The sequence below is a fragment of the Streptomyces sp. NPDC034084 genome (assembly GCF_055575535.1).
Genome location: NZ_JBVISK010000005.1, coordinates 353,169 through 377,900, shown reverse-complemented (window position 1 = coordinate 377,900; position 24,732 = coordinate 353,169). Strand labels below are relative to the sequence as shown.

The window sequence follows — 24,732 nt, the reverse complement described above, 5'->3', positions numbered from 1 at the left end:
TTGGTGGCGGGCTGCCGTGCGGTGGGCGCGGACCGGGTTCGGCCGCTGTGCCCGGGCGGTCAAGGGGCGTTGGTCGTAGGTGGAGCAGATCACCGAAGTCCAGGAACCCGGGCTTCGGTGGGGCGGGCGGTCTTTCCAAACCCGGAGCCGCCGAGGCCCCCGGCCCGCCGCCCTGAGGCACGGCCGCGCCGCGCGCTCCCCGCAGTACCGCAGCCCGCATACCCGGCCCCGGACCTCCTCACCAACGCCCTCGACATCCTCGCCGACCTGCGCCGCGAGGACTCGCGCCTGCACCTCTCGGCCACCGACGCCGAGCACCTCGCCCCCGGCGTCGCCTCCTGGCTGGAGCGGGAGGCACCCCGGAGGCCGTACGCCGCGTCCTGACCTTCGACCTGCCCCGGGAGCCCCTGCGCCGCCCGGCCGCGCTCCTGGCCCACCGCCTGGGCGCTCAACTCCCGCCGCTCCCGCCGATCCGCCCCGCGTAGAAGACCCCTTTCCCCCTCCAGAACTGCGATTCCTGCGACCGCGCCTACCGCGCCGCGGAGCCGGGTACTCGCGGTGGCTGCCCGCCCGGGACATGACGAATCGGGCTTTTGTTCGTTGCTCGTGTGAAGGATCGTGTGGCAGCCTGCGCCGGTGAGAGAGCACGGGGACGACACGCCGCACCCTCACCAGCCGTCGCGGCTGGCGGAGTTGGCGAAGCCGGCGGACGAGCCGGGACCGGCCGTACAGCCGGAACAGGCACCGGCACAGGCACCGGCGCCACCGCCGGAACCTGTCGATGAGGCGGTTGCGGCCCGGCGCGCGTTTGCGCGATTGCTCGGGGAATTCCGGCGGACGGCCGTACTCGTACCGTTCGACGAGCACGGAAGCCTGTGGACCGCCGACTTCAACGGCGTCCGGTGGATCTGCGCGTTCTCCGACGAGGAGGCGCTGGCCCGGTTCGCCGTCGCACGAGGCGACGCCGAGCGGGAGTGGACGTACCGGACGATCCTCGGCGCGCGGCTCCTCGACGTGATGGTGCCGGCGCTGCCGGGCCCCGGCGGGGTGGCTCTGGACGCGGGCAGCGCGGACGGGACGCTGTTCCCGCCGGTGGCGGGGATCGTCCCGGACGAGGTGGCAGTGGATCTCGGGGAGACCGGGGCCGGGACAGGGACGCCCAGGGAGACAGGGACGGGGACACCATGAGCGGGAACGAGCCTGATCTCGCGGCGCCGGCGGAGGCGCTGGCCGAGATAGCGAAGGGCATCGACCTGGCCCATGCCGAGCTGAAGGAGCTGGGCATGATCGGCGAGGCATCCACGGGCCGGGGGTTCTCCGATCTCACCCTGTCCGGTCTGGAGCTGGGGCACGGCGGACTGACGTCGGAGTTCCGGACGTTCTGCGACCGGTGGGAGTGGGGCGTCCGCGCACTGACCCAGCGGGGAAACGGGTTCGCTCAGGCGGTCGGCCTGTCGGCGGGGTCGTTCGCGGAGCAGGAGCGGTACATCAAGGACTCGATCAAGATCGGCGCGAACTCACTCAACGGGAACCCGCATCTCTCGGAGGACGAGGTCAAGCAGATCAGCTGGGACACACTCCGTGACCAGCAGACATGGGACAACGCGGACTGGAGCGGGGAGTCGTTCAGCGACGCCCACGACGAGGTCGAACAGACCTGGAAGAACACCGCGTACGACGTCGAGGACTCGATGCTCGACGGGATGGAACGCTCGGGCGCGCTGGCCCCGGAGCAGCGGGAAAGGGCCGACGAAAGGCTCCGGGACCTGTTCGGTCCCGACCAGGCGACCGTCGACCAGGCCGAACAGCCGCGCTGGGGGGAGAGTCGCTGATGGTGGACTGGGGTGGCCTGGTCGACAAGGGCATCGACAAGATCGGTGACGGCATCGACAAGGGCAAGGAACTCGTCGGCGAGAGTATCGACTTCGCGACCGACAAGACCGGTCAGCTTCTGGATAAGACGGGCGCACACGACTGGGCCGAATCGGTCGAGGACTGGGGCGACGAGACCGCCTCCTCCCTCGGCGCCGAGGTCGGAGAGAAGCAGCTAGGACAGACCGAGGAGGCGGACGAGCTCGTCCACGGCAAACCGGAGAAGATCGCCGGAACGGTGAAGAACCTCCGTGACTTCCAGAAGGCCTTCGACCTGGTCGGCGGCGGGATGAGGAAGCTGGACGCCAGCCACTGGAAGGGCGAGGCGGCCGAGGCGTTCCGGGAGAAGTTCCAGACGCTGCCGACGGACTGGCTGCACGCGGCGGACGCGATGGAGAGCGCGGCCGAGGCGCTGGAGACGTACTCCCAGGCGATCGTGAGCGCGCAGGGCAAAGCGCGTGAGGCGATCGCGCTGTACAAGGAGGGCGACCAGGACTCCAAGGCGGCCGCCGAGACCTACAAGGAGAAGCGCGAGGCCTACAAGGCGGCGCGCGACAGCGACAGCCCGCTGCCGGACCCGGGGGACTTCTCCGACCCCGGCACGGCCAAGCGGCATCGGGCCCAGGAGATCCTGAGCGACGCGCGGAAGGCGCGGAACGAGGCCGCGGAGACCGCGAAGGCAGCGGTCACCGCCGCGCTCGCCCACGCGCCCAAGGAGCCGACGGGCCGCGAGCGGGCCAAGGCCGAACTGATGGATTACGGCTTGGCCCAGGGCTTCGAACTGGCCCACTTCGGCGGTGGCGTCGCGAAGGGCACGGCGGGTCTGGTCAACTTCGTCCGCTCGGTCAACCCTGTGGACCCGTACAACCTGACGCACCCCGCGGACTACTACAAGGGCGTCAACATGACGCTCGCCGGCCTGGTGTCCACGGGTGCGAACCCGGACAGGGCCTTGAAGAACGCCTGGGAGTCGTTGAAGGGCGACCCCTCGGAGTTCTTCGGCCGCCTGGCGCCGGAGCTGATCGGGACGAAGGGCGGGGGGCTGATACGGGGAGGCCTGCGCGCAGGGGTGAAGAACGGCACGAAGCACCTGCCGGAGGGGGAGAAGCCGGGCGGCGTCCGCGGGGACCACGAGAAGGATCCGCACACCAACGGCAAGACGTGCCGGGAGACGGCCTGCAAGAACGATCCTGTCGACATCGCCACGGGCCGCATGCTGCTGCCCCAGACGGACATCGCCCTCCCCGGCTCCCTGCCCCTCCTCTTCCGGCGCACCTTCGACTCCTCCCGCCGCTCGGGGCGCTGGTTCGGCCCGACGTGGTCGTCGACGGTGGACCAGCGCCTCGAGATCGACTCCGAGGGCGTGATCTTCAGCTGCGACGAGGGCAGCCTCCTGGCCTATCCGCATCCGGCACCCGGCGTCCCGGTGACGCCCACGCACGGCCGGCAGTGGCCCCTGGACCGGGTCGAGGACGGTTACACCGTCACGGACCCCGACACGGGCACGGTCCGGCACTTCGTCGACCACGGCGACGAGCTCGCGCTCCTGGCCCAGATCGACGACCGCAACGGGCGCTGGATCACGTTCGAGTACGACGAGTCGGGTGCCCCGACGGCGATCGTCCACCACGGCGGCTACCACGTGAAGCTCACGACGAGCGAGGGCCGCGTGACCGCCCTCCATCTCGCGGGAGCGGCGCCGGACGGCTCGGACCAGGAGATCCTGCGCTACGGCTACACCGACGGCCACCTGACCGAGGTCACCAACTCGTCCGGCCTCCCCCTGCGCTTCGGCTGTGACGAGCACGGCCGCATCACCTCGTGGACCGACACCAACGGAAGCCGCTTCGACTACGTCTACGACGACCAGGACCGCTGCACCTACCAGTCGGGAGCGAACGGACACCTGGAAGCCACGTTCACCTGGGACGACGTCGACCCCGCGACCGGGCTCCGCATCACCACCCTCACCAACGGCTTCGGGCACACCGAACGCCACCTGATCAACGACCGCGCACAGGTGGTCGCCGAGATCGACGCCCTGGGCGCGGTCACCCGCTTCAAATACGACCGCCACAACCGGCTGCTGTCCCGGACGGACCCGCTGGGCCACGTCAGCCGCACCACGTACGACGAGCAGGGACGCGTGTCGGTGGTGGAGCGCCCGGACGGACGGCAGGCGCGGGCCGAGTACGACGAACGCGGGTTCCCGGTACGCCTCACCGGCACCGACGGCAATGTCACCCGCCAGACCTTCGACGAGCGCGGCAACCGCACGTCGGTGACGTCCCCTTCGGGTGCACGGACGGAGTTCGCGTACGACGAGTCGGGCCGGCTGACGTCGGTGACGGACCCGCTGGGCGCCACGACCCGACTGGTCCTGGACCGCCGAGGCCTCCCCGTCGAGGTCACCGACCCCCTGGGCGCCACGACCCGCTACGAGCACGACGCCTTCGGCCGCGCCGTCCGGATCACGGACCCCCTGGGCGCGGTCACCCGGCTGGAGTGGACGGTCGAGGGCCGCCCGTCCAGGCGCACCGCTCCCGACGGCACGGTGGAGTCCTGGACGTACGACGGCGAGGGCAACTGCCTGAGCCACACGGACGCGCTGGGCGGCACGACGCGCTTCACGTACACCGACTTCGACCTGCTGACCTCCCGCACGGGCCCGGACGGGGTCCGGTACGAGTTCGCCCACGACACGAACCTGCGCCTGACCCGGGTGACCAACCCGCAGGGCCTGACGTGGGACTACGCCTATGACCCGACGGGCCGACTGCTCTCGGAGACGGACTTCGACGACCGGACGCTGAGCTACGGCTACGACGCGGCGAGCCGTCTCGCCTTCCGGACGAACGGCCTGGGCCAGACGATCGGGTTCGGGCGCGACAGCCTGGGCCGCATCGTCCACAAGGACGCCGAAGGTGCGGTCAGCACGTACGAGTACGACGTCTTCGACGAACTGGCGGCGGCGACCAGCCCGGACGCGACACTGCACCGCCTCCGAGACCGTTACGGCCGCCTCGTCTCCGAGACCGTGAACGGCCGGACCCTCTCGTTCACCCACGACACCGCCGGCCGACGGACGGGACGGACGACGCCGGGCGGTTCGACGAGCACGTGGTCGTACGACGCGGCAGGCCGCCGCACGGAACTGACGTCCTCGGGGCGGAGGTTGACCTTCAGCCACGACGCGGCCGGCCGTGAAGTACTGCGTCAGGTGGGCGACTTCGCCGCCCTGTCGTCGTCCTTCGACATCATGGGCCGGCTGACGGCGCAGGAGATCACCGGCGGTTCAGGTGCCCGTCTTCAGCAGCGCGCTTACACCTACCGCGCGGACGGCGGCCTCATCGGTATCACCGACGAGCTCTCGGGCACCCGCCACTTCGACCTGGACCTCACAGGTCGCGTCACAGCCGTCAGCGCCCACGACTGGTCGGAACGGTACGCCTACGACGACGCCGGCAACCAGACGGAGGCGTCCTGGCCGTCCAAACACCCCGCCCACTCCTCCACCGGCACCCGCGCCTACGAGGGCACACGGATCACCGGCGCGGGGTCCGTCCGCTACGAGCACGACGCCCAGGGCCGGATCATGCTCCGCCAGAAGACCCGCCTCTCACGGAAGCCGGACACCTGGCGCTACGCGTGGGACGCGGAGGACCGCCTGACCTCGGTGAGGACACCGGACGGCACGGTGTGGCGGTACGCCTACGACCCCCTGGGCCGTCGCATCTCGAAACGGTCCCCTCTCGAGACGGTCCACTTCACGTGGGACGGCACGACCCTCTGCGAGCAGACGACCGAGGACGTCACCCTCACCTGGGACCACGCGGGCCTGCGGCCCCTGGCCCAGACGGAGCGCCGCACGGGCACGGACTCCGTCGACGAGCGCTTCTTCGCCATCGTCACCGACCTGATCGGCACCCCGACGGAACTCGTCGACGAGACGGGCGCCTTGGCCTGGCGCACCCGCACGACCCTCTGGGGAACGACCACCTGGAACCGCGACGCCACGGCGTACACCCCACTCCGCTTCCCGGGCCAGTACTTCGACCCGGAGTCGGGGCTGCACTACAACCACTTCCGGTACTACGACCCGGAGTCGGCGCGGTACCTGAGTCAGGATCCGCTCGGGCTGGAGCCAAGCCCGAACCCGGCGGCGTATGTCCACAATCCGCACATGTGGAGCGATCCGCTGGGATTGTCGCCGTGTCCGGATGAAGAGCACCTATTTCGCGGAACGGTTCCCGGATTTGAAGGTAGCCCCGGAGTGCAAAAGCACAGCATAACCCCCACATCGACCGATCCCGGGGTCGCTACAGTATTCGCCGCCAGTGCATCAAAATTCGGTGAAGCCTTCGTCCAGGTTATCCCACGCAGCGCTCTTGATGGAGTAGATATCTACCCCGGATATATTCCCCGTGAGGCAGAGATACCGGTCGGCCTGCTCCCTGCCGAGGTCACCGCGCGGGCCTCCGCGCATGTACCGCTCTCCGAGGCGCGTGAGATCCTCTCCAACATGGGGATTCATGTCCCCCGACACGTCACAAAGGGAGAGATCGATTCACTCCTTGAGTACGATGTACCTAAACTTACAAAAGAACAGATCACCCAATTCCTTCGGGAGGTGTATAAGAGTGGATGAACGCGCCGAAATCAAAGTGATCTCGATCGAAAAGTCCGATTCACTCCACACGATCTGCGTAATTCGTTGCCTTGAGGGCGATGCGCGGATCGGCGTAAAGTTCGTATCCCCCTCCGCTCCAGGAGAGGTCGAAATCCTGAGAATTGAGTGGTACGGCAAGAATGTCGACGTGCTTGACGAGGGTCATTCTGGAAAGGTCACCTTCACCGGAAATCCAGAGATCTTGCAGGAATTTGCCACGCTCGTAAGCTCGTGAAGACTCGCCCCAGGAAACCATAAGCCCTACCCATCCGAGAGGTGACTGAATGCCGCTTTCCGCTCCCCAGATCCTCGAGTTCGTGTGGGGTGCCGCTTCCTCCGACCCGTCGGTCCGAGAATGGCGGCGGACCAGGTGACCGATCTGTGCCCGTCAACTCGGGTGCCTGGCTGAGCCGGCCATGGTTGCCCGGCTGCGGGTCCTCGACGTCGACGAGCTTCCCGGAGATCTCGGAGCCTACGTCGAGGCGATCTTCGAGAGATGAGCCCCTTCGGCATGCCCGCCCCAGGGCTGGCAGAACTGGAAGAACGCGTCGAGAGGGCAGCCGCCACCGAGAAATCCGCGGACGACTGGGAGTACGTGCGCAAGTTGGGTGTCGGAAGGATGCAGTCCTCCCAGGCACGCGACCGCGGAGAGGTTGCGATGGGGGCGGGGCATCTCGTACTCGCGGTACTTTCCAGGGAGTACGCACAGGAAGCCCTCAGCAGAATCAAGCCCGTGGGCGAATCGGCACGCGTACGCGCCTACATGATCCATGAATTCGGCGCGTCCCATTTCGGTGCCGCTCGACAGCCGGCCTGACCCGGGCCGAAGCCGCGTCGATGGGCGACACTGGCGAAGCCGTCCGCGAGAGCAGCTGCTTCATCTGCGACGCATCAAGAGCATGGTGGCGCCCTTGGCGAGGTCCAGCAGTTCCTCGGTGCGGATGACCCGCTCCGGCTGGAAGCAGAAGCGTGGCCGGCGCTGGTCCCGAAGCTCCCGTGACGGCAGACGGCTCTCAGCGGTGGCGTACGCGAAGGGCCCGGGATCCGCGTGGATCCCGGGCCCTTCGCTGCAGAGCCGGAGGCTTACCGCGCCGCGTCCGGGTGGACCGCTTCCGTCACCGGGCGGTCCTCCGTCTTCTTCTCGACCGGCTTGCGGAGCTGGATGTTCAGCTCGCGCAGGCGGGATTCGTCGAGTTCCGTCGGGGCGCCCATCAGGAGGTCCTGGGCGTTGCCGTTGAGCGGGAAGGCGATCGTCTCGCGGATGTTGGGCTCGTCGGCGAGGAGCATGACGATGCGGTCGACGCCCGGGGCGATGCCGCCGTGCGGCGGGGCGCCGTACTCGAAGGCGCGGAGCATGCCCGCGAACTCCTGCTCGACCGTCTCGCGCGAGTAGCCCGCGATCTCGAAGGCCTTGAACATGATCTCGGGCTCGTGGTTCCGGATGGCGCCGGAGGAGAGCTCGATGCCGTTGCAGACGATGTCGTACTGCCAGCCGAGGATGTCCAGCGGGTCCTGGGTCTCCAGGGCCTCCAGGCCGCCCTGCGGCATGGAGAACGGGTTGTGCGAGAAGTCGATCTTGCCGGTCTCCTCGTCCCGCTCGTACATCGGGAAGTCCACGATCCACGCGAAGCGGAAGACGTTCTCCTCGAACTGGCCGGCGCGCTTGGCGGCCTCGACCCGGACCGGGCCCATGATCTTGGAGACCTCGTCGAACTCGCCCGCGCCGAAGAAGACCGCGTGGCCGGGCTGGAGGCCCAGGCGCTCGGTGAGGACCTTGACGTTCTCCTCGGTGAGGAACTTGGCGATCGGGCCGGTGAGGGCGCCGCCCTCGCCGACGCGGACCCAGGCCAGGCCCTTCGCGCCGAGGGAGACCGCGAAGTCGCCGAGGGAGTCGAAGAACTTGCGCGGCTGGTCGCCCGTGTTCGGGACGGCGAGCGCGCGGACGTGCTTGCCGGCGAAGGCCTTGAACTCCGACGCCTCGAAGACGTCGGAGATGTCGACGAGCTCCAGGGAGGTGCGCAGGTCCGGCTTGTCGTTGCCGTACTTCAGCATCGACTCGCGGAAGGGGATCCGCGGGAAGGGGGAGGTGACGTGGCGGCCGCCGCCGAACTCCTCGAAGAGCTCCGTCATGAGCTTCTCGATCGGCTGGAAGACGTCCTCCTGCTCGACGAACGACATCTCGACGTCGAGCTGGTAGAACTCGCCGGGCGAGCGGTCGGCGCGGGCGTCCTCGTCGCGGAAGCAGGGCGCGATCTGGAAGTACCGGTCGAAGCCGGAGATCATCAGCAGCTGCTTGAACTGCTGCGGCGCCTGCGGCAGCGCGTAGAACTTGCCCGGGTTCAGACGGGACGGGACGACGAAGTCGCGGGCGCCCTCGGGGGAGGTCGCGGCGAGGATCGGGGTCGCCATCTCGTTGAAGCCGAGGGCCACCATCTTGGAGCGGATGGAGGCGATGACGGCGGAGCGCAGCATGATGTTGCGGTGCATGCGCTCGCGGCGCAGGTCGAGGAAGCGGTACTCCAGCCGCCGCTCCTCGTTGACGCCGTCGTCGGTGTTGATGGTGAAGGGGATCTGCTTGGCGGCGCCCAGGACCTCGACCTCGGTGGCCTCGATCTCGATCTCTCCGGTCGGCAGCTCGGGGTTGACGTTCTCCGCGCCGCGGGAGACGACCTTGCCGTCCACGCGGACGACGGTCTCCTTGGTCAGCTTGTCCAGGACCTCGGCGGCGGGGGTGCCGGGCCGGGCGACGAGCTGCGTGATGCCGTAGTGGTCGCGCAGATCGATGAAGAGGATGCCGCCCAGGTCGCGCCGATTGTGCAGCCAGCCGCTCAGCCGGACGTCGGTGCCGACGTCAGAGGCGCGGAGCTCGCCGCAGGTGTGGGACCTGTACCGATGCATCGTCGTTCATCCAGTCTTCGGGATCTTGGGTCGTGGGGCGCCGCCCGGGGCCTCCGTCACGGGACGCGGGGCTTCCGGGATGACTCTCGGGAGTCGCGGATGTCACAGGACACACGGGCAGACCCACCCAGAGTACCGGCCGGGCCGAGATCGCATTTCGAATACTGTCGGTGGCGACCTGCTGTCCGATATTCATAAAGTAGGGCAATGCGCACCGAGGACGTCCTGGCCGCGATCGCGACCGGCCTGTGGCGCTGGGACAACGCGTCCGGGATCGTCTCGCTCGACGCCGAGGCCGCCCGGCTGCTCGGGCTGCCCGCCGAGCCCGCGCAGCTCACCGAGGCGGCCGTACGGTCGCGGTTTCATCCGGTCGACTGGAACGAGATCGACGGGGTGGTCAACCTCGCCGTCGCCGAGGGCACCCTCGCCGAGGCCCGGCTGCGGATCATGGACGAGCACGGACGGGTGATCCGTACCGTACGGAGCAGGTCGAAGCCGCTCATCGAGGGGAACGACTACCAGCTGGTCGGCACCCTCCAGGAGGTCGCCGAGCAGCTGCCTGGCACCGCCGCCCGTACCCCCGTCACCGGCGACTGGCGCCGCTCCCGCGAGGCCTTCCTGCTCGACGCGGGGCGGGCGCTCGCCGAGGCGCGGTCGACGGCCGAGGTGCTGCGGGTGGCGGCCTCGCTGTCGATGCCCGGCTTCTCGCCCGACGGGCTCGCCGTCTTCGGGGTGGCGGGCGACCGGCTGACGATCATCGGGCACCACGGGCACAGCGAGGGCGACGAAGGGCCGTTCTCGTCGATGTCGCTCGACACGGACTATCCGGCGGCCGAGGTCGTACGGACGGGGCGGGCGATCTACCTGCCGAGCCCGGAGGAGTACCGGCGCCGCTTCCCCATGACCTGGCCGCTCGCGCAGCGCTTCGGGCGGCGCTCCTGGGCCTTCGTGCCGCTCGTCGTCGCCGGGCGGACGATGGGGGCCTGGATGGCGGCCTTCAAGCACCCGGTGGCGTTCACGCCCGACGAGCGTTCGGTGCTGACGACGGTGGCGCGGATGCTCGCGCAGGCGCTCGCGCGCGCGGGCGTGGCCGAGTCCGAGCGCGAGCTGTCGCTCGGGCTCCAGCGGACGATGATGCCGGTCCTCGGGCCGGGCATCCCCGGCATCCAGGTCGCCGCGCGGTACGTGCCGACCGGTGGCGGGCTCCAGGTCGGCGGCGACTGGTACGACATGATCCGGCTGCCGGGCGGCTCCTCCCGCTCCGGGGGGCGCGGCTCGGGGCGGATCGCCCTCGTCATCGGCGACGTGCAGGGGCACGACGTGCGGGCCGCCGGGCTCATGGGGCAGCTGCGGATCGCCCTGCGCGCGTACGCCTCCGAGGGCCACCGCCCGGACGCGGTCCTCTCGCGGGCCTCCCGCTTCCTGTACGGGATCACCGACGGGGACGAGCACGAGAACGGCGGGCCGCGCTTCGCGACCTGTCTGTACCTGGAGGTCGACCTGGAGACGGGGACCGTCGACATCGCGCGCGCGGGGCATCCGGATCCGGCGGTACGGATGAACGACGGAACGGTTCTGCTCAGGCCCACGGCCGGCGGGCTGCCGCTCGGCATCGACCCCGACACCGACTACCCCACGACGCGGCTCACCCTGGACCCCGGCGAGACCCTGATGATCTGCACCGACGGCCTCCTGGAGACCGGCGGGCACGACCTGGACAGCGGCTGGGAGCGGGTCAGGGGGCTCCTGGAATCCCACGACGGCGAGGACCTGGAGGAGCTCGCCGACGCGCTCGTGGAGGCCGTCCACGGGCCCGGCTCGCACCACACGACGGGCCCGCTCGCCGACCGCCGCGAGGACGACATCGCCGTCCTGCTGCTCTCCCGCCGGCCCGCCGGGACCGTACGGGAGGCCCCGCGCCGCACCCTGATGACGATCGCCCAGGCGGAGCCGGAGCGGATCGCCGAGGCGCGCGAGCAGATGCGGCAGCTGCTGCACGACTGGTCGGACGAGGACCAGCTCGACGCGGCGGTCCTGATGGTCTCCGAGATGGTCACGAACGTCCTCGTCCACACCGACGGCGACGCGCTCCTGGTGGCGGAGGTCGCGTGCGGCGAGAAGTCGCGGCGGCTGCGGGTCGAGGTCTCCGACGGGAGCGACGAGCTGCCCCACAAGCGGCACCCGGGCGAGATGGCGTCGAGCGGGCGCGGTCTGATCCTGATGGAGATGCTGGCGGACGCGTGGGGCGTCGACCCGCGGGGCGAGGGCAAGGCGATCTGGTTCGAACTGAACGAACCGGAGCCGGAGGGCGGCTGCTGCCGGTAGCGGCGGGGCCGCCGGCCGGCGTGCGGGCCCGCCCCGCGCGCGTGCCCCCTCCCCGCGGCGCAGACTGGTGTCGTACGGCCGCCCGGGGGGAGCACGGAGTGCGTCATGGACACCCACAAGGTCGGCAGTGACACCACGGTGATCGCCGACAGTCTCGAGGCCCCGGGCCTGGGATTCGTCCCCGCCAACGCCTACGTCCTCACCGCCGCCGAACCCGTCGTCGTCGACACCGGGCTCTCGGTCGCCGACCGCGACTTCGTCGCCGCGCTCGGCGGGGTCATGGACCCGGCCGACGTGCGCTGGATCTGGCTCACGCACCCCGACCGGGACCACACCGGCGGGATCTTCGACCTCCTCGACGCGGCACCACGCGCGCGCGTGGTCACGACCTTCCTCGGCTTCGGCATCATGATGACCGAGCGGGCGCTGCCCATGGACCGGGTGTACTTCCTCAACCCGGGCCAGTCCCTCGACGTCGGCGACCGCACGCTGCACGCGTTCCGCCCGCCGCTCTTCGACAACCCGGCCACCGTCGGCTTCTACGACGACCGGACCCGGATCTGCTTCAGCTCCGACTGCTTCGGCGGCCCGATGCCGAGCGCCGAGATCGCCGAGAGCGGGCACGCGAGCGACCTCAAGCCGGAGGAGCTGCGGCAGGCGCAGCTGCTCTGGGCGACGATCGACAGCCCGTGGGTGCACCTGGTGGACCCGGGGAAGTACCGGGCGACGCTCGCGCCGCTGGCGGAGATGAACCCGGAGATCGTGCTGTGCACGCATCTGCCCCCGGCCGTACGGATGACGGACCGGATGCTGGAGACGATCGCGGGCGCCCCGGACGCGGACCCGTTCGTCGGCCCCGACCAGGCGGCCCTGGAACAGCTCCTGGCCTCGTTCGAGCGGGGCGGGCTGACGCCGGCCTGAGGTGTGCCCGAGGGTGCGGCGTATCCGGTACGCGGCAGTCCTGGGCGCGCCGGCAGGGGTACGCGCACGCGTGGCCCGGCCGCTAGCCGTACGGGCCCCGACGGCGAGCCCCCGGACACCCGTACGGGGCCCGGCGCCTGGCCCTGCCCCGTACTCGGCTTCTTCTTTACTCGCCCATGCCGTGGACCGCCGGGATCGTGCCGAGGCGGCCCGCCTGGAAGTCCTCGAAGGCCTGGCGCAGTTCGGCCTGGGTGTTCATGACGAACGGGCCGTAGTGGGCCATGGGCTCGCGGATCGGCTGTCCGCCGAGGAGGACGACCTCCAGGTCCGGGGTGTTCCCGTCCTGCTTCTCGTCGGCGCGGACGGTGAGGGAGCCGCCCTTGCCGAAGACGGCGGTCTGGCCGGTGTGGACCGGCCGCCGGTCGGCGCCGACGGTGCCGCGGCCGGCGAGCACGTACGCGAGGCCGTTGAAGTCCTCGCGCCAGGGCAGGCTGATCTCGGCGCCGGGGCGCAGGGTGGCGTGGATCATCGTGATCGGGGTGTGGGTGATGCCGGGGCCCTCGTGGCCGTCGAGCTCGCCGGCGATGACGCGGAGCAGCGCGCCGCCGTCGGGGGTGGTGAGGAGCTGGACCTGGCCGCCGCGGATGTCCTGGTAGCGGGGGGCCATCATCTTGTCGGAGGCGGGCAGGTTCACCCACAGCTGGAGGCCGTGGAAGAGGCCGCCGCTGACGACGAGGGACTCCGGCGGGGCCTCGATGTGGAGCAGGCCGGAGCCGGCGGTCATCCACTGGGTGTCACCGTTGGTGATGGTGCCGCCGCCACCGTTGGAGTCCTGGTGGTCGAAGGTCCCGTCGATGATGTAGGTGACGGTCTCGAAGCCGCGGTGGGGGTGCCAGGGCGTGCCCTTGGGCTCTCCCGGCGCGTACTCCACCTCACCCATCTGGTCCATCATGATGAACGGGTCGAGGTACTGGTAGTTGATCCCGGCGAACGCGCGGCGCACCGGGAATCCCTCGCCCTCGAAGCCCGAGGGGGCCGTGGTCACGGCGAGCACGGGGCGGGAGACGGCGTCGGCCGGTGCGGCGACGCGCGGCAGGGTGAGCGGGTTCTCGACAGTCACTGCGGGCATGACCGGACCTCCTAGGTCGACCTTGTCCATCCACTTTAGTTGAACGCTGAACTTCCTGCCACCTGGAACGCCGAACGCCCGGGAGGAATTCCTCCCGGGCGCTCCCACGTGCACATCCGGCGTCCGTCAGCCGTACATCCGCCGCATCGCGAAGTCGACCATCTGCTCCACGGCCTTCGCGTCGAAGACCATGCGGTGGTCGCCCTCCATGTCGAGGACGAAGCCGTAGCCCGTCGGCAGCAGGTCGATCACCTCGGCGCCGGTGATCACGAAGTACTTCGACTCCTTGCCCGCGTACCGCCGCAGCTCCTTGAGCGAGGTGAACATCGGGATGACCGGCTGCTGGGTGTTGTGCAGGGCCAGGAAACCGGGGTTGTCACCGCGCGGGCAGTACACCTTGGAGGTCGCGAAGATCTGCTGGAAGTCCTCGGCGGCCAGCGTGCCGGTCGTGAAGGCGCGCACGGCGTCCGCGAGCGAGGGCGGCGAGGGCTCCGGGTAGAGCGGGGGCTGCTGCTGGGCGTAGACGCCGGCCTGCATACCGTCCTGCGGCGCGTACTGCCCCTGCTGGGGCGGGGGCGCGTACTGCTGCTGGGCACCCGGATTCTGCTCGTAGCCGTACATGGCGCCAAGCCTATCGAGCGGCGGGGCACGGGGGAGTCGTCCGGACCGCTCTCGCACCCTTCTACCGCCCGGACTCTCTTGCTAAGTTCGCGGAAGCGATCAGGCCACCACGGGGGGTGACAGATGGCGCTCGACGCCAGATGGCAGGAGATCGTCGGTGAACGACCGGCCGCGATGAGCCTCGCGGGGCTGGCCGCCCCGGACGGCGGAGGCGGCGGCGGACCCGACCTGAAGAGCGATGTGGGCCCCTGGCACAGCGCCGGGAACACCGCGGGCGAGCTGAGAGCCTCCGCCTCGAGCTCGGTCACCGACCTGGACACGGCGAACGAGGGCGTCACCGGCTCCACCGCCGGCTTCGACTCCTCCGCCGCGCTCGGCGAGATCCTCGGCACCTGGAAGACCCGCCTCACCAACGTCCGCGACGAGTGCGGCCGGCTCGAAGGCGCCCTCAAGGCCGCCGGACGCGACTTCGGCGAGCGCGAGGAGGACACCAGCCGGAAGGTGGCCGCCGAGGGCCACCAGCAGTCCGGCCAGAAGAAGGAGGGCTGATCCGCCATGCCCACCTGGCAGCAACTGCGCGACGTGAAGCTGAGCGAGTACACCGAGGCCGCCGACGGCTGGGGCAAGGTCAGCTCCCGCGCCAACGCGGACAAGGACCGTGTGGACAACGGCATGTTCGCCAAGATCCACGACACCCAGAAGGGCGAGGCGGCGGACAGGGCGGCCGGCGACGTCCAGCGGCTCTCCCGCAACTACCAGTACTTACACACGGAGTGCGGCCTGATCCGTACGGCGCTCAACGGCCTCGCCACCGAATTAGCCGCGCCGCAGAAGAAGCTGAAGCAGGCGTTGGAGGACGCGGAGAACCTGAAGTTCACCGTGAACGCCGACGGGACGGTGACCTACCCGACCCGGTCCTCCGTCCTCCTCCCGGGCGACAACACCGCGCACGACGGTGCTCCCATCCCCTATCTCCCCGGCAAGGCCGAAGGCATCGGCAGTCCCGACGCCAACAAGGGCAAGGCCGAGGACATCGCCCAGCGCATCGGCGACGCCGTCCGCGAGGCCGACGAGATCGACGGCCGCTACGCCGCCGCCCTGCGCAGGCTCAAGGCCGATCCGGGCCTGGAGGTCAGCGACGCGAACCTCGTCGACGCCGCCGCCGACACCAAGGCACTCCAGAGCGCGGCCGGGAAGTACGCGGACGACGACAACATCCCCCACGGCAGATCCCCCAAGGAGAACGCCGCCTGGTGGAACGGGCTGTCCCAGGAACAGCGTGACGAGTACGCGACGCTCTACCCGGCCTCCGTCGGAGCCCTCGACGGCCTGCCGTCGTCGGTCCGCGACGACGCCAACCGGATGGTGCTCGCGGAGACCCGGGCGCAGATCCGGACGGAGCTGAACACGCCCGCGCCCACCCAGTACATCCCGAACCCCAGTGGCTCCTACCCGGTGGCCGTCGTCAGCCCCGAGTACAAGGAGTGGCAGAAGAAGCAGGAGACGCTGAAGGACCAGCTCAAGGGCATCGACTCGATCCAGGCCCGCTTCGACGCCACGGGCAGGGAGGGTCTCCCCGAGGCCTATCTCCTCGGCTACGACAAGAACGGCATCGGCCGGGCGATCATCGCCAACGGCAATCCCGACACCGCCGACCACACCGCCGTCTACGTGCCGGGCACGACCACGAACCTGAACGACTTCGACGACAACATCTCGCGGATGACGGAGACGTGGAGGGAGACCCAGAAGTGGGCTCCGGGCCAGAGCGTCTCCACCATCACCTGGTTCGGCTACGAGGCTCCGCACTCCATCGCCCCCGACGCCATGGAGAAGCACTGGGCTCACGACGGCTCCCCCAAGCTGCTCCAGTTCATGGACGGCCTGGAGACCGTGCAGGGCGGCGCCGACAAGAGCCACACCACGATCATCGGACACAGCTACGGCTCCACGGTCGTCGGCGACGCCTCCAACCGGGGCCACCTCGCGGCCGACGACATCGTCGCCGTCGGCAGCCCCGGCATGATGACCGGCAGGGCCGAGGACCTGGACGTCGGCAAGGACCACGTCTGGTCCGAGGCGGCGTGGAACGACGTCGTGCCGGCGGGCGGCAAAGTGGCCGGACTCGGCGGCTACACGTGGGGCGTCGAGACCTGGAACGGCATCCCCTTCAACGCCGGGTACGTGCAGACCGTGCCCTCCGACGAGCTGTTCGGCGCCCACCGGATGGACGTGGACACCAGCGGGCACAGCGACTACTGGACCCGGGACTCTGAGAGTCTCAAGAACCAGGCGAAGGTCGTGGCCGGCGCGTACGACAAGGTGAACGAGGACTGATGAACCCCAGTGACCAGCCCACCGGCGCTCCTGCGGCGACGACCGCGCGACGACGCCGCACCCGGCGCCCGGCCGTGCTCGGCGCCCTCCTCCTCTGCCTCACCACCCTCGCGACGGGATGCAGCACCATGAGCGACGCGGACGACCTCGGCTACACCCCCACGACGCTCGACGTCGAGGACGCCAGGACCCGGACGAAGGAGATCTCCAGCGAGATCTTCGACATGATCGGCCTGCCCCGGGCCAAGTCGACCCCGGGCGGCGCGGGCGCCTCCAAGTGCCAGGAGGACCCTGAGCACCTCTTCTCGATCCGTCACCCGTGGTCGCTCTACGACGTCTCCGAGGAGGAGCTGAAGCAGGGCTTCGAACGGCTCCACCAGGCGCTGCCCGCCAAGGGATGGAAGATCGTCTCGTACGGCCCCAACAACAGCAAGGCCAAGTCGCTCGAACTCACGGCGGACAAGGAGAACGAGCACTTCGCCGTCAACGCCGAACTGTGGGTCGGCAGCAAGGACCCGAAGAAGAAGAACCTGATCGGCGTCACCGTCGTCTCGGGCTGCTTCCGGGCTCCGGAGGGCACCGACCTGACACATCTGTACTGAGCGCGTACGGAGACGTACGGCCGTACGCCCGACTGGAGGGGCCCGGGCGCACGACCCGGGCCTTTTCGTGCGGCTCGTGTCACAGATGGCCGGGCAGGGGTTGCTCTTATTACCGACGGGTAGCATCATCGTAGAGAAGTGTCGGCTACTCGTCGGTAGTGCGAGCACCGGCACACGCGTATCAGGACATCCGCCTCCCCGAGCCTTACGGAGCCGTCGCCATGGGGCACTACAAGTCGAATCTCCGCGACATCGAGTTCAACCTCTTCGAGGTCCTCGGCCGCGACAAGGTGTACGGCACCGGTCCGTTCGAGGAGATGGACGTCGAGACCGCCAAGAGCATCCTCGACGAGATCCGCCGTCTCGCCGAGAACGAGCTCGCGGAGTCCTTCGCCGACGCCGACCGCAACCCGCCGGTCTTCGACCCGGAGACCAACACCGCCCCGGTCCCGGCCAGCTTCAAGAAGTCGTACAACGCCTTCATGGAGTCCGAGTACTGGCGCCTGGGCATCCCGGAGGAGATCGGCGGCACCGTCTCGCCCCGCTCCCTCATCTGGGCGTACGCGGAGCTGCTGCTCGGCGCGAACCCGGCCGTCTGGATGTACTCCTCCGGCCCGGCCTTCGCCGGCATCCTCTACACCGAGGGCAACGAGGCGCAGAAGAAGGTCGCGCAGATCGCCGTCGAGAAGCGCTGGGGCTCCACCATGGTCCTCACCGAGCCCGACGCGGGCTCGGACGTCGGCGCCGGCCGCACCAAGGCCGTCCAGCAGGAGGACGGCTCCTGGCACATCGAGGGCGTCAAGCGCTTCATCACCTCCGGTGAGCACGACATGGAGGAGAACATCCTCCACTACGTCCTCGCCCGCCCCGAGGGCGCCGGCCCCGGCACCAAGGGCCTGAGCCTCTTCCTCGTCCCGAAGTACGAGTTCGACTGGGAGACCGGCGAGCTGGGCGCGCGCAACGGCGTCTACGCCACCAACGTCGAGCACAAGATGGGCCTCAAGGCCTCCAACACGTGCGAGATGACCTTCGGCGACAAGCACCCCGCCAAGGGCTGGCTGATCGGCGACAAGCACGACGGCATCCGCCAGATGTTCCTCATCATCGAGTTCGCCCGCATGATGGTCGGCACGAAGGCGATCTCCACCCTCTCCACGGGCTACCTCAACGCCCTGGAGTACGCCAAGGAGCGCGTCCAGGGCACCGACCTGGCCAACTTCATGGACAAGGCCGCGCCCAAGGTCACCATCACGCACCACCCCGACGTCCGCCGCTCGCTCATGACGCAGAAGGCGTACGCCGAGGGCATGCGCTCCCTCGTCCTCTACACGGCCTCCGTGCAGGACGAGATCGCGATCAAGGAAGCGGCCGGCGAGGACGCCAAGGCGCTGCACGGCCTGAACGACCTGCTCCTGCCGATCGTCAAGGGCTACGGCTCCGAGAAGGGCTACGAGCAGCTCGCGCAGTCGCTCCAGACCTTCGGCGGCTCCGGCTTCCTGCAGGAGTACCCGATCGAGCAGTACATCCGGGACGCCAAGATCGACACCCTCTACGAGGGCACCACCGCCATCCAGGGCCAGGACTTCTTCTTCCGCAAGATCGTCCGCGACCAGGGCGCCTCCCTGAACGCGCTGTCCGAGGAGATCAAGAAGTTCCTCGCGGTCGGCACCGGCGGCGAGGAGCTGGCCGGCGCCCGCGACGCGCTCGCCAAGGCCGCCGTCGACCTCGAGGCCATCGTCGGCACGATGATCACCGACCTCACCGCCACCGGCGAGGACGTCAAGAACATCTACAAGGTCGGTCTCAACACCACCCGCCTGCTGCTCGCCTCGGGCGACGTCGTCGTCGGCTACCTGCTGCTCAAGGGCGCGGCCGTCGCCGCCGAGAAGCTGGCCGCCGGCGCGGCGGCCAAGTCCGCCAAGGAAGCAGCCTTCTACCAGGGCAAGATCGCGGCCGCGAAGTTCTTCGCCGCCAACGTCCTGCCCGGCGTCTCCGCCGAGCGCGCGCTGGCAGAGGCCGTCGACGGCTCGCTGATGGACCTGGACGAGGCCGCGTTCTAGGACGCGCCTCGCTCCGACCGAACGGCCCGTCCCCGGGGAGGGGGGCGGGCCGTTCCTGCTGCCGGGGGCGCCGGAGCCGTTCCTTCGCCGGGCAGCCCGATCCCGCTGCCAGGCCCGCGTCCCACCCCCGATTCCCTCTCTCCGGGGCCCCGTATTCGGATTCCGGTCGGTGCGTAAGGTGACCCCATGAGCAGCGCAGCTTCCCGTCCCACCGCCGGCCCCTTCGACCGCGGCCACACCGACGACCTCATGGCCTTCCTGACGGCCTCCCCCTCGCCGTACCACGCGGTGGCGACCGCCGCCGAGCGGCTCGAGAAGGCCGGCTTCCGCCGGGTCGAGGAGACCGCGGCCTGGGACGCCGTGACATCAGCGGGCGAGCCCGCGGGCACCGGTGGGAAGTACGTGATCCGCGGCGGCGCGATCATCGCCTGGTACGTGCCGGAGGGCGCCGCCGCCCACACCCCGTACCGGATCGTCGGCGCGCACACCGACTCCCCCAACCTGCGCGTCAAGCCGCAGCCCGACATGGGCGCCCAGGGCTGGCGCCAGGTCGCCGTCGAGATCTACGGCGGGACCCTCCTCAACACCTGGCTCGACCGCGACCTCGGCCTCGCCGGCCGGCTCACCCTCCGCGACGGCAGCCACCACCTCGTCAACGTCGACCGGCCGCTGCTGCGCGTCCCGCAGCTCGCCATCCACCTCGACCGCCAGGTCAACGACGGCCTCAAGCTCGACCGCCAGCGCCACATGCAGCCCATCTGGGGCATCGGTCAGGTCCACGAGGGCGACCTGATCTCCTTCGTCGCCGCCGAGGCGGGCGTCGACGCCGAGGACGTCACCGGCTGGGACCTGATGGTCCACGCCGTCGACGCCCCCGCCTACCTCGGCCGCGACCGCGAGCTCCTCGCCGGCCCGCGCATGGACAACCTCCTCTCCGTCCACGCCGGCGTCGCCGCGCTCGCCTCCCTCGCGGGCCGCGACGACCTCCCGTACATCCCGGTCCTCGCCGCCTTCGACCACGAGGAGAACGGCTCCGAGGCCGACACCGGCGCCCAGGGCCCCCTCCTCGGCAACGTCCTGGAGCGCTCGGTCTACGCCCGCGGCGGCTCCTACGAGGACCGGGCCCGCGCCTTCGCCGGCACCGTCTGCCTCTCCTCCGACACCGGCCACGCCGTCCACCCCAACTACGCGGAGCGCCACGACCCGACGCACCACCCGCGCGTCAACGGCGGCCCCATCCTCAAGGTGAACGTCAACCAGCGGTACGCCACCGACGGCAGCGGCCGCGCGGTCTTCGCCGCCGCCTGCGAGAAGGCGGGAGTGCCCTGGCAGTCCTTCGTCTCCAGCAACGACATGCCCTGCGGCACCACGATCGGCCCGATCACCGCCGCGCGGCACGGCATCACGACCGTCGACATCGGCGTCGCGATCCTCTCGATGCACAGCGCCCGCGAACTCTGCGGCGCGGACGACCCGTACCTCCTCGCGAACGCGCTGGTCGCCTTCCTGGAGGGCTGAGCGCAACATCCGCGAAACGCGCCTTCTGGCAGCTTCGCCCTCATGCATCGTCATGAGGGCCCCTCGCGGGGGAAGTTCGCCGCCACAACCGCCGTCGCCGTCGTGCTCGCCACGGCGGCGGCGGGCGTTCTGATCGGCGCGTACAACGAACGGCCCCCGTGGGGCACGGACATCGCTTACGAGGGCGGCTTCGTCCAGGCCTCCCGCATCCGCGGCTACGACGTGGACGGCTCACGCACGCGGGCGCTCCTCGACGGGGAGTGCGCGCTCATGGAGCGGCAGGGGATGGGCGGCGAACGGGCCGTGCACGACCCGGCGGCGTGGGTGGAGGGGTGCCTGGACGGGGCCGCGGGGCGCCCGTCCAGGAACCAGGGGATCGTGCGTTGACTACCTGTCCATGCCGGCGAGGATCAGGGGGAGACGGGCGGCGCCGGCGGGCGTGATCTTCACCGGGACGCCCCAGTCCTGCTGGTGGACGTGGCAGGCCGGGTACTCGTTGGCGGGGTCGTCGTCGCAGGACGCGGCCATCGCCGACACGTGCAGCACGCCTTCCGTGAGCTCCGGGTTGAGGTCGAGCTCGCGGAAGAGGTCGGTGCCCGTGCCCTCGCCGCCGAGCAGCAGCTCCGGCGGGGTGGAGGAGACCAGGAGGCGGGTCGAGGGGCCGTACCGCTCGTCCAGCTTCTGCCCGGTCGGCGCCTGGAAGACGACGTCGAGCCGGAGCCGGCCGGGGGCGACGTCGGTGGCCTCGCGCCGGGTGCGGTGGGCGACGGCCTCGACCTGGACGGCCTCCTCGGGCAGCCGCAGCCTGGTCAGGCGGTGCCGGGCGGACTCGACGACCACGATGTCGTCGCCGACGAGGACCGCGTCGCTGGGCTCGCGCAGATCGGTGGCGAGGGTGGTGACCTCGCCGGTGGCGGGGTCGTAGCGGCGCAGGGCGTGGTTGTACGTGTCGGAGACGGCGACCGAGCCGTCGGGCAGGGCGGTCACGCCCAGCGGGTGCTGGAGGAGGGCCTGGTCGGCGGCGCCGTCGCGGTGGCCGAAGTCGAAGAGCCCGGTGCCGACGGCGGTGTGGACGATCCCGTCGGTGTCGATCCAGCGCAGGGCGCTGGTCTCGGAGTCGGCGATCCACAGCCGGTCCTCGGTCGCGGCGAGCCCGGACGGCTGCGCGAACCAGGCCTCGGCGGCGGGCCCGTCGACGAGCCCCTCGTTCGTGGTCCCGGCCGCCACCTGCACGGTGCCGGTCTCGGGGTCGTACGTCCACAGCTGGTGGACACCGGCCATGGCGATCCACACCTTGCCCTGCCACCAGGCGACGTCCCACGGCGAGGAGAGGTCGACCTCGAGGGCGGGCCCGGAGGTCGGGGACCCCTGCCACCACTGCTTCCCGGTACCGGCGACGAGCTCGATCGCACCGCTCTCCGGGTCGTACGTGCGCAGGGCGTGGTTGACGGTGTCGGCGACGACGACCTTGCCGCCGGGGAGGAGCGCGAGCCCCTGCGGCTCCCGGAAGACCCCCTCGCCGATCCGCCGCACGACGGTCTCGCCGTCGGCGGCGAGCTGGACGAGCTGGTGGCGGGTGGTGTCGGAGACGAGGAAGTCGCCGTTGGCGAGCGTGAGGGCCTTCCCGGGGAAGCGCAGGTCGGTCGCGACGGGCTCGGGCGCCACGTACGGCCCGTCCCCGCGCCGCAACGTCCCCTTGGCCTCGTGCTCGGCCTCCAGCTCCTCGACGAGCGTCCGGATGGCGTTGGCGTGCCCCTCACCGGCGTGCTGGGCGACGATGTACCCCTCGGGGTCGATCACGACGAGCGTCGGCCAGGCCCGCACGGCGTACTGCTTCCAGGTCGCGAGCTCCGGGTCGTCGAGCACGGGGTGGTGCACCTCGTACCGCTCGACGGCGTCGACGACGGCCTGATGCTCGGCCTCGTGGACGAACTTCGGCGAGTGCACCCCGACGATCACGAGCGTGTCGCGGTGCTTCTCCTCCAGGTCCCGGAGCTCGTCGAGGACATGCAGGCAGTTGACACAGCAAAAGGTCCAAAAGTCGAGCAGAACAACTTTTCCTCGCAGGTCGGCGAGGGTCAGGTCTTCTCCACCCGTGTTGAGCCAGCCGCCCTTGCCGATCAGCTCGGGGGCGCGGACACGGGCACGTCGGGGCGCGGGGGTGGGCGCGGAGTCGTTCATGGTTCAAGGGTGCCGTACGGGTGGAAAGTGGGGGCCGGGTGGGGGGCCGGGGCGTGTCTCGGGAGGGGGGTGGGCGGGGCCGGCGGTGGCATGGGGCGCATGACGTGTGCGGGCAGATCATCGGACTATTACCGCCGCCGGGTGAGTGGTGGGCTGCTGGTACTGGCCCTGCTCGCGCTGCCCGGAGCCGCCGCCTGGGCCGGTGGGGCCGGGGACGGGGCGCTACGGGTGAGCGTGACCGTGAACGGGCGGCCCGGCACCGACGTGCGGCCTCCCGCCGTACGGGGCGGGGCGCAGGTCGTGAAGCGGTACCGGCTGGTGAACAGGGGCGAGGCCCATCTGTACGGGGTTCGGGTCGTCGACCCCGGCGTGCCCGGCGGGGTCGTGCGCTGCCCCCGGCAGCCCCTCGCCGCGCTCGGGGAACTGGAGTGCGTGGCCCGTTTCCCGGCCCTCGCCGGGTCACACCCCGCGACCGTACGGGCCGAGGGGGACATCCCCTCCCTCGGGCGCCGGATCAGCGCCACCGCCCGCTCCGGGTACGTCGGGGTCGCCGCCGCCCTCTCGCTCACCGAGCGGGTCTCGGTCGGAGGCGGGGGCGGGGGAGCCGGGCGCGCGGTCGGGGCGCTCGCGACCGTCACGTACACCGTGACCAACCGGGGCAACCGGCCCGTCCACGCCGTACGCGTCGAGGACCCCGCCCTGCGGCTCGGCCCCGGTGCCGTGTCCTGCGGCGGGCGGGCCGGGACCGTGTCGCTGCTCGCCCCGGGCGCCTCCGCCCGCTGCACCTCCACCGTCCGGCGCCCGCCGGGTACCCACCGGAGCACCGGTCTCGCCACCGGCAGCGACCAGGTCCCGACCTATGACGCCGGCGGGCGGCTCCTCCCCGCGCCCCTCCTCACGGCGCGCTCGTCCGCCGCCTTCACCATCGGTGCGCAGGGAGGCTCTGGGGAGAGTGGGGGCTCCGGTTCCCGTGGGGTGGGTGGTTCCTCTGGAGTTGCCGGTTCCGGTGGTGCCTCCGGTGCTGCTGGTGTCCCTGGTGCGCAAGGCGCCCCGGGTGCTCCAGGACTCCCCGGTGCTCCCGGGGCTGCCGGGGCTGCCGCCGGTGGTGCCGCGGGAGCCGCCGGTGGTGCCGCGGGAGCCGCTGGTGCTGCGGGGGCCGGAGGTGCCGCGGGGGCCGGTGGTGCCGCGGGGGCCGGTGGTGCAGCAGCAGCAGCCGGGAGTGCGGCAGCCGCCGGAGGTACAGCTTCTGCCAGTGGTGCAGCAGCCACCGCCGGTACCGCAACCGTCGGCGGCGCCGCGCCCGGGGCTCCGGTCGCTCCCGGAACCGTCCCGCCGGGCTCGGACACGGTCGGCGGCACCGCGCCCGTCCCCGTCACCCCGCCGAAGGCCGTACCCCAAGGGGTACCGGACGGTCCGGCCGTCCCCGTCGACGCGGCCCGGCGGGCCACCGCTGTCGCCGACGGCGAGGGGTTTCTCGGGCGGTTGCGGCGGCGGGGGCGGGAGGCGCATGAGTTCGGGGTCGTGGCGATGCTGCTGCTGCTCCTTATCCCGGCGGCCGTCGCGGCCGCCCTTCTCGGCAACCGGGGGAAGTGACCGACC

General features: G+C 70.6%; 19 protein-coding genes. 15 read left to right on the top strand and 4 right to left on the bottom strand.

Annotation, left to right across the window (positions count from 1 at the left end; translation table 11 throughout):
* Positions 1–117: 117 nt before the first annotated feature.
* From ACZ51I_RS20205 to ACZ51I_RS20180, 6 genes are all read left to right on the top strand, one after another.
* Positions 118–384: a hypothetical protein gene (locus ACZ51I_RS20205; protein ID WP_468877563.1), complete on the top strand. Its 267-nt coding sequence runs from the start codon at positions 118–120 to the stop codon at positions 382–384.
* Positions 385–636: 252 nt separating this feature from the next.
* Complete coding sequence (locus ACZ51I_RS20200) at positions 637–1,188, top strand: SseB family protein (protein ID WP_468877560.1); 552 nt, start codon at positions 637–639, stop codon at positions 1,186–1,188.
* Positions 1,185–1,832, top strand: a complete 648-nt coding sequence (locus ACZ51I_RS20195) for a hypothetical protein (protein ID WP_468877558.1) — start codon at positions 1,185–1,187, stop codon at positions 1,830–1,832. The genes ACZ51I_RS20200 and ACZ51I_RS20195 overlap by 4 nt, the downstream gene beginning before the upstream one ends.
* Positions 1,832–6,520: a putative T7SS-secreted protein gene (locus ACZ51I_RS20190; RefSeq protein ID WP_468877555.1), complete on the top strand. Its 4,689-nt coding sequence runs from the start codon at positions 1,832–1,834 to the stop codon at positions 6,518–6,520. The genes ACZ51I_RS20195 and ACZ51I_RS20190 overlap by 1 nt, the downstream gene beginning before the upstream one ends.
* Positions 6,513–6,776, top strand: a complete 264-nt coding sequence (locus ACZ51I_RS20185; RefSeq protein ID WP_468877553.1) for a hypothetical protein — start codon at positions 6,513–6,515, stop codon at positions 6,774–6,776. The genes ACZ51I_RS20190 and ACZ51I_RS20185 overlap by 8 nt, the downstream gene beginning before the upstream one ends.
* Before the next feature lie 261 nt (positions 6,777–7,037).
* Positions 7,038–7,358, top strand: coding sequence for a hypothetical protein (locus ACZ51I_RS20180; protein WP_468877550.1), 321 nt, complete (start codon positions 7,038–7,040; stop codon positions 7,356–7,358).
* A gap of 266 nt (positions 7,359–7,624) precedes the next feature.
* On the opposite strand, the gene aspS is transcribed toward ACZ51I_RS20180, so the two are convergent.
* Positions 7,625–9,439 carry an aspartate--tRNA ligase gene (aspS, locus tag ACZ51I_RS20175; RefSeq protein ID WP_468877547.1) on the bottom strand — a complete coding sequence of 605 codons (1,815 nt, stop codon included), beginning with the start codon at positions 9,437–9,439 and terminating at the stop codon, positions 7,625–7,627.
* A 207-nt stretch (positions 9,440–9,646) separates the two neighbouring features.
* Between aspS and ACZ51I_RS20170 the strand changes: the two genes are divergently transcribed.
* Together ACZ51I_RS20170 and ACZ51I_RS20165 are read left to right on the top strand one after the other, a co-directional pair.
* Complete coding sequence (locus ACZ51I_RS20170; RefSeq protein ID WP_468877544.1) at positions 9,647–11,764, top strand: SpoIIE family protein phosphatase; 2,118 nt, start codon at positions 9,647–9,649, stop codon at positions 11,762–11,764.
* Between the two features lie 105 nt (positions 11,765–11,869).
* Complete coding sequence (locus ACZ51I_RS20165; RefSeq protein ID WP_468877541.1) at positions 11,870–12,685, top strand: MBL fold metallo-hydrolase; 816 nt, start codon at positions 11,870–11,872, stop codon at positions 12,683–12,685.
* Between the two features lie 166 nt (positions 12,686–12,851).
* On the opposite strand, the gene ACZ51I_RS20160 is transcribed toward ACZ51I_RS20165, so the two are convergent.
* Positions 12,852–13,814 carry a pirin family protein gene (locus ACZ51I_RS20160; RefSeq protein WP_468877538.1) on the bottom strand — a complete coding sequence of 321 codons (963 nt, stop codon included), beginning with the start codon at positions 13,812–13,814 and terminating at the stop codon, positions 12,852–12,854.
* A gap of 126 nt (positions 13,815–13,940) precedes the next feature.
* A complete protein-coding gene (locus ACZ51I_RS20155; RefSeq protein WP_468877535.1) occupies positions 13,941–14,435 on the bottom strand; it encodes an SseB family protein in 495 nt (164 codons plus the stop codon).
* 123 nt (positions 14,436–14,558) lie between these two features.
* Here ACZ51I_RS20155 and ACZ51I_RS20150 point away from each other — a divergent pair, with 123 nt between their 5' ends.
* The 6 genes from ACZ51I_RS20150 (at position 14,559) to ACZ51I_RS20125 (ending at position 21,339) form a co-directional block, all read left to right on the top strand.
* The gene (locus ACZ51I_RS20150) at positions 14,559–14,984 is read left to right on the top strand and encodes a hypothetical protein (protein ID WP_468877532.1); all 426 of its coding nucleotides are present in this window, start codon (positions 14,559–14,561) and stop codon (positions 14,982–14,984) included.
* Positions 14,985–14,990: 6 nt separating this feature from the next.
* Positions 14,991–16,772, top strand: coding sequence for an alpha/beta hydrolase (locus ACZ51I_RS20145; RefSeq protein ID WP_468877529.1), 1,782 nt, complete (start codon positions 14,991–14,993; stop codon positions 16,770–16,772).
* Positions 16,772–17,374, top strand: a complete 603-nt coding sequence (locus ACZ51I_RS20140; protein WP_468877527.1) for a hypothetical protein — start codon at positions 16,772–16,774, stop codon at positions 17,372–17,374. The genes ACZ51I_RS20145 and ACZ51I_RS20140 overlap by 1 nt, the downstream gene beginning before the upstream one ends.
* Before the next feature lie 221 nt (positions 17,375–17,595).
* On the top strand, positions 17,596–19,434 hold the full coding sequence (locus ACZ51I_RS20135; protein WP_468877524.1) for an acyl-CoA dehydrogenase: 1,839 nt from the start codon (positions 17,596–17,598) through the stop codon (positions 19,432–19,434).
* A 186-nt stretch (positions 19,435–19,620) separates the two neighbouring features.
* Positions 19,621–20,952 carry a M18 family aminopeptidase gene (locus ACZ51I_RS20130; RefSeq protein ID WP_468877522.1) on the top strand — a complete coding sequence of 444 codons (1,332 nt, stop codon included), beginning with the start codon at positions 19,621–19,623 and terminating at the stop codon, positions 20,950–20,952.
* A gap of 42 nt (positions 20,953–20,994) precedes the next feature.
* Positions 20,995–21,339: a hypothetical protein gene (locus tag ACZ51I_RS20125; RefSeq protein ID WP_468877519.1), complete on the top strand. Its 345-nt coding sequence runs from the start codon at positions 20,995–20,997 to the stop codon at positions 21,337–21,339.
* Here ACZ51I_RS20125 and ACZ51I_RS20120 read toward each other — a convergent pair whose 3' ends face one another.
* On the bottom strand, positions 21,340–23,133 hold the full coding sequence (locus ACZ51I_RS20120) for an NHL domain-containing thioredoxin family protein (RefSeq protein ID WP_468877516.1): 1,794 nt from the start codon (positions 23,131–23,133) through the stop codon (positions 21,340–21,342). It abuts the gene before it with no gap.
* A 141-nt stretch (positions 23,134–23,274) separates the two neighbouring features.
* On the opposite strand from ACZ51I_RS20120, the gene ACZ51I_RS20115 reads away from it, so the two are divergent.
* Complete coding sequence (locus ACZ51I_RS20115) at positions 23,275–24,726, top strand: hypothetical protein (RefSeq protein ID WP_468877514.1); 1,452 nt, start codon at positions 23,275–23,277, stop codon at positions 24,724–24,726.
* Positions 24,727–24,732 lie beyond the last annotated feature (6 nt).

What these genes read in the sequence shown, in the direction of transcription:
- ACZ51I_RS20195 (WP_468877558.1), top strand. Translation starts at nt 1,185, where the DNA reads ATGAGCGGGAACGAGCCTGATCTCGCGGCGCCGGCGGAGGCGCTGGCC.
- ACZ51I_RS20190 (WP_468877555.1), top strand. Translation starts at nt 1,832, where the DNA reads ATGGTGGACTGGGGTGGCCTGGTCGACAAGGGCATCGACAAGATCGGT.
- ACZ51I_RS20180 (WP_468877550.1), top strand. Translation starts at nt 7,038, where the DNA reads ATGAGCCCCTTCGGCATGCCCGCCCCAGGGCTGGCAGAACTGGAAGAA.
- aspS (WP_468877547.1), bottom strand. Translation starts at nt 9,439, where the DNA reads ATGCATCGGTACAGGTCCCACACCTGCGGCGAGCTCCGCGCCTCTGAC.
- ACZ51I_RS20170 (WP_468877544.1), top strand. Translation starts at nt 9,647, where the DNA reads ATGCGCACCGAGGACGTCCTGGCCGCGATCGCGACCGGCCTGTGGCGC.
- ACZ51I_RS20165 (WP_468877541.1), top strand. Translation starts at nt 11,870, where the DNA reads ATGGACACCCACAAGGTCGGCAGTGACACCACGGTGATCGCCGACAGT.
- ACZ51I_RS20160 (WP_468877538.1), bottom strand. Translation starts at nt 13,814, where the DNA reads ATGCCCGCAGTGACTGTCGAGAACCCGCTCACCCTGCCGCGCGTCGCC.
- ACZ51I_RS20155 (WP_468877535.1), bottom strand. Translation starts at nt 14,435, where the DNA reads ATGTACGGCTACGAGCAGAATCCGGGTGCCCAGCAGCAGTACGCGCCC.
- ACZ51I_RS20150 (WP_468877532.1), top strand. Translation starts at nt 14,559, where the DNA reads ATGGCGCTCGACGCCAGATGGCAGGAGATCGTCGGTGAACGACCGGCC.
- ACZ51I_RS20145 (WP_468877529.1), top strand. Translation starts at nt 14,991, where the DNA reads ATGCCCACCTGGCAGCAACTGCGCGACGTGAAGCTGAGCGAGTACACC.
- ACZ51I_RS20140 (WP_468877527.1), top strand. Translation starts at nt 16,772, where the DNA reads ATGAACCCCAGTGACCAGCCCACCGGCGCTCCTGCGGCGACGACCGCG.
- ACZ51I_RS20135 (WP_468877524.1), top strand. Translation starts at nt 17,596, where the DNA reads ATGGGGCACTACAAGTCGAATCTCCGCGACATCGAGTTCAACCTCTTC.
- ACZ51I_RS20130 (WP_468877522.1), top strand. Translation starts at nt 19,621, where the DNA reads ATGAGCAGCGCAGCTTCCCGTCCCACCGCCGGCCCCTTCGACCGCGGC.
- ACZ51I_RS20125 (WP_468877519.1), top strand. Translation starts at nt 20,995, where the DNA reads ATGCATCGTCATGAGGGCCCCTCGCGGGGGAAGTTCGCCGCCACAACC.
- ACZ51I_RS20120 (WP_468877516.1), bottom strand. Translation starts at nt 23,133, where the DNA reads ATGAACGACTCCGCGCCCACCCCCGCGCCCCGACGTGCCCGTGTCCGC.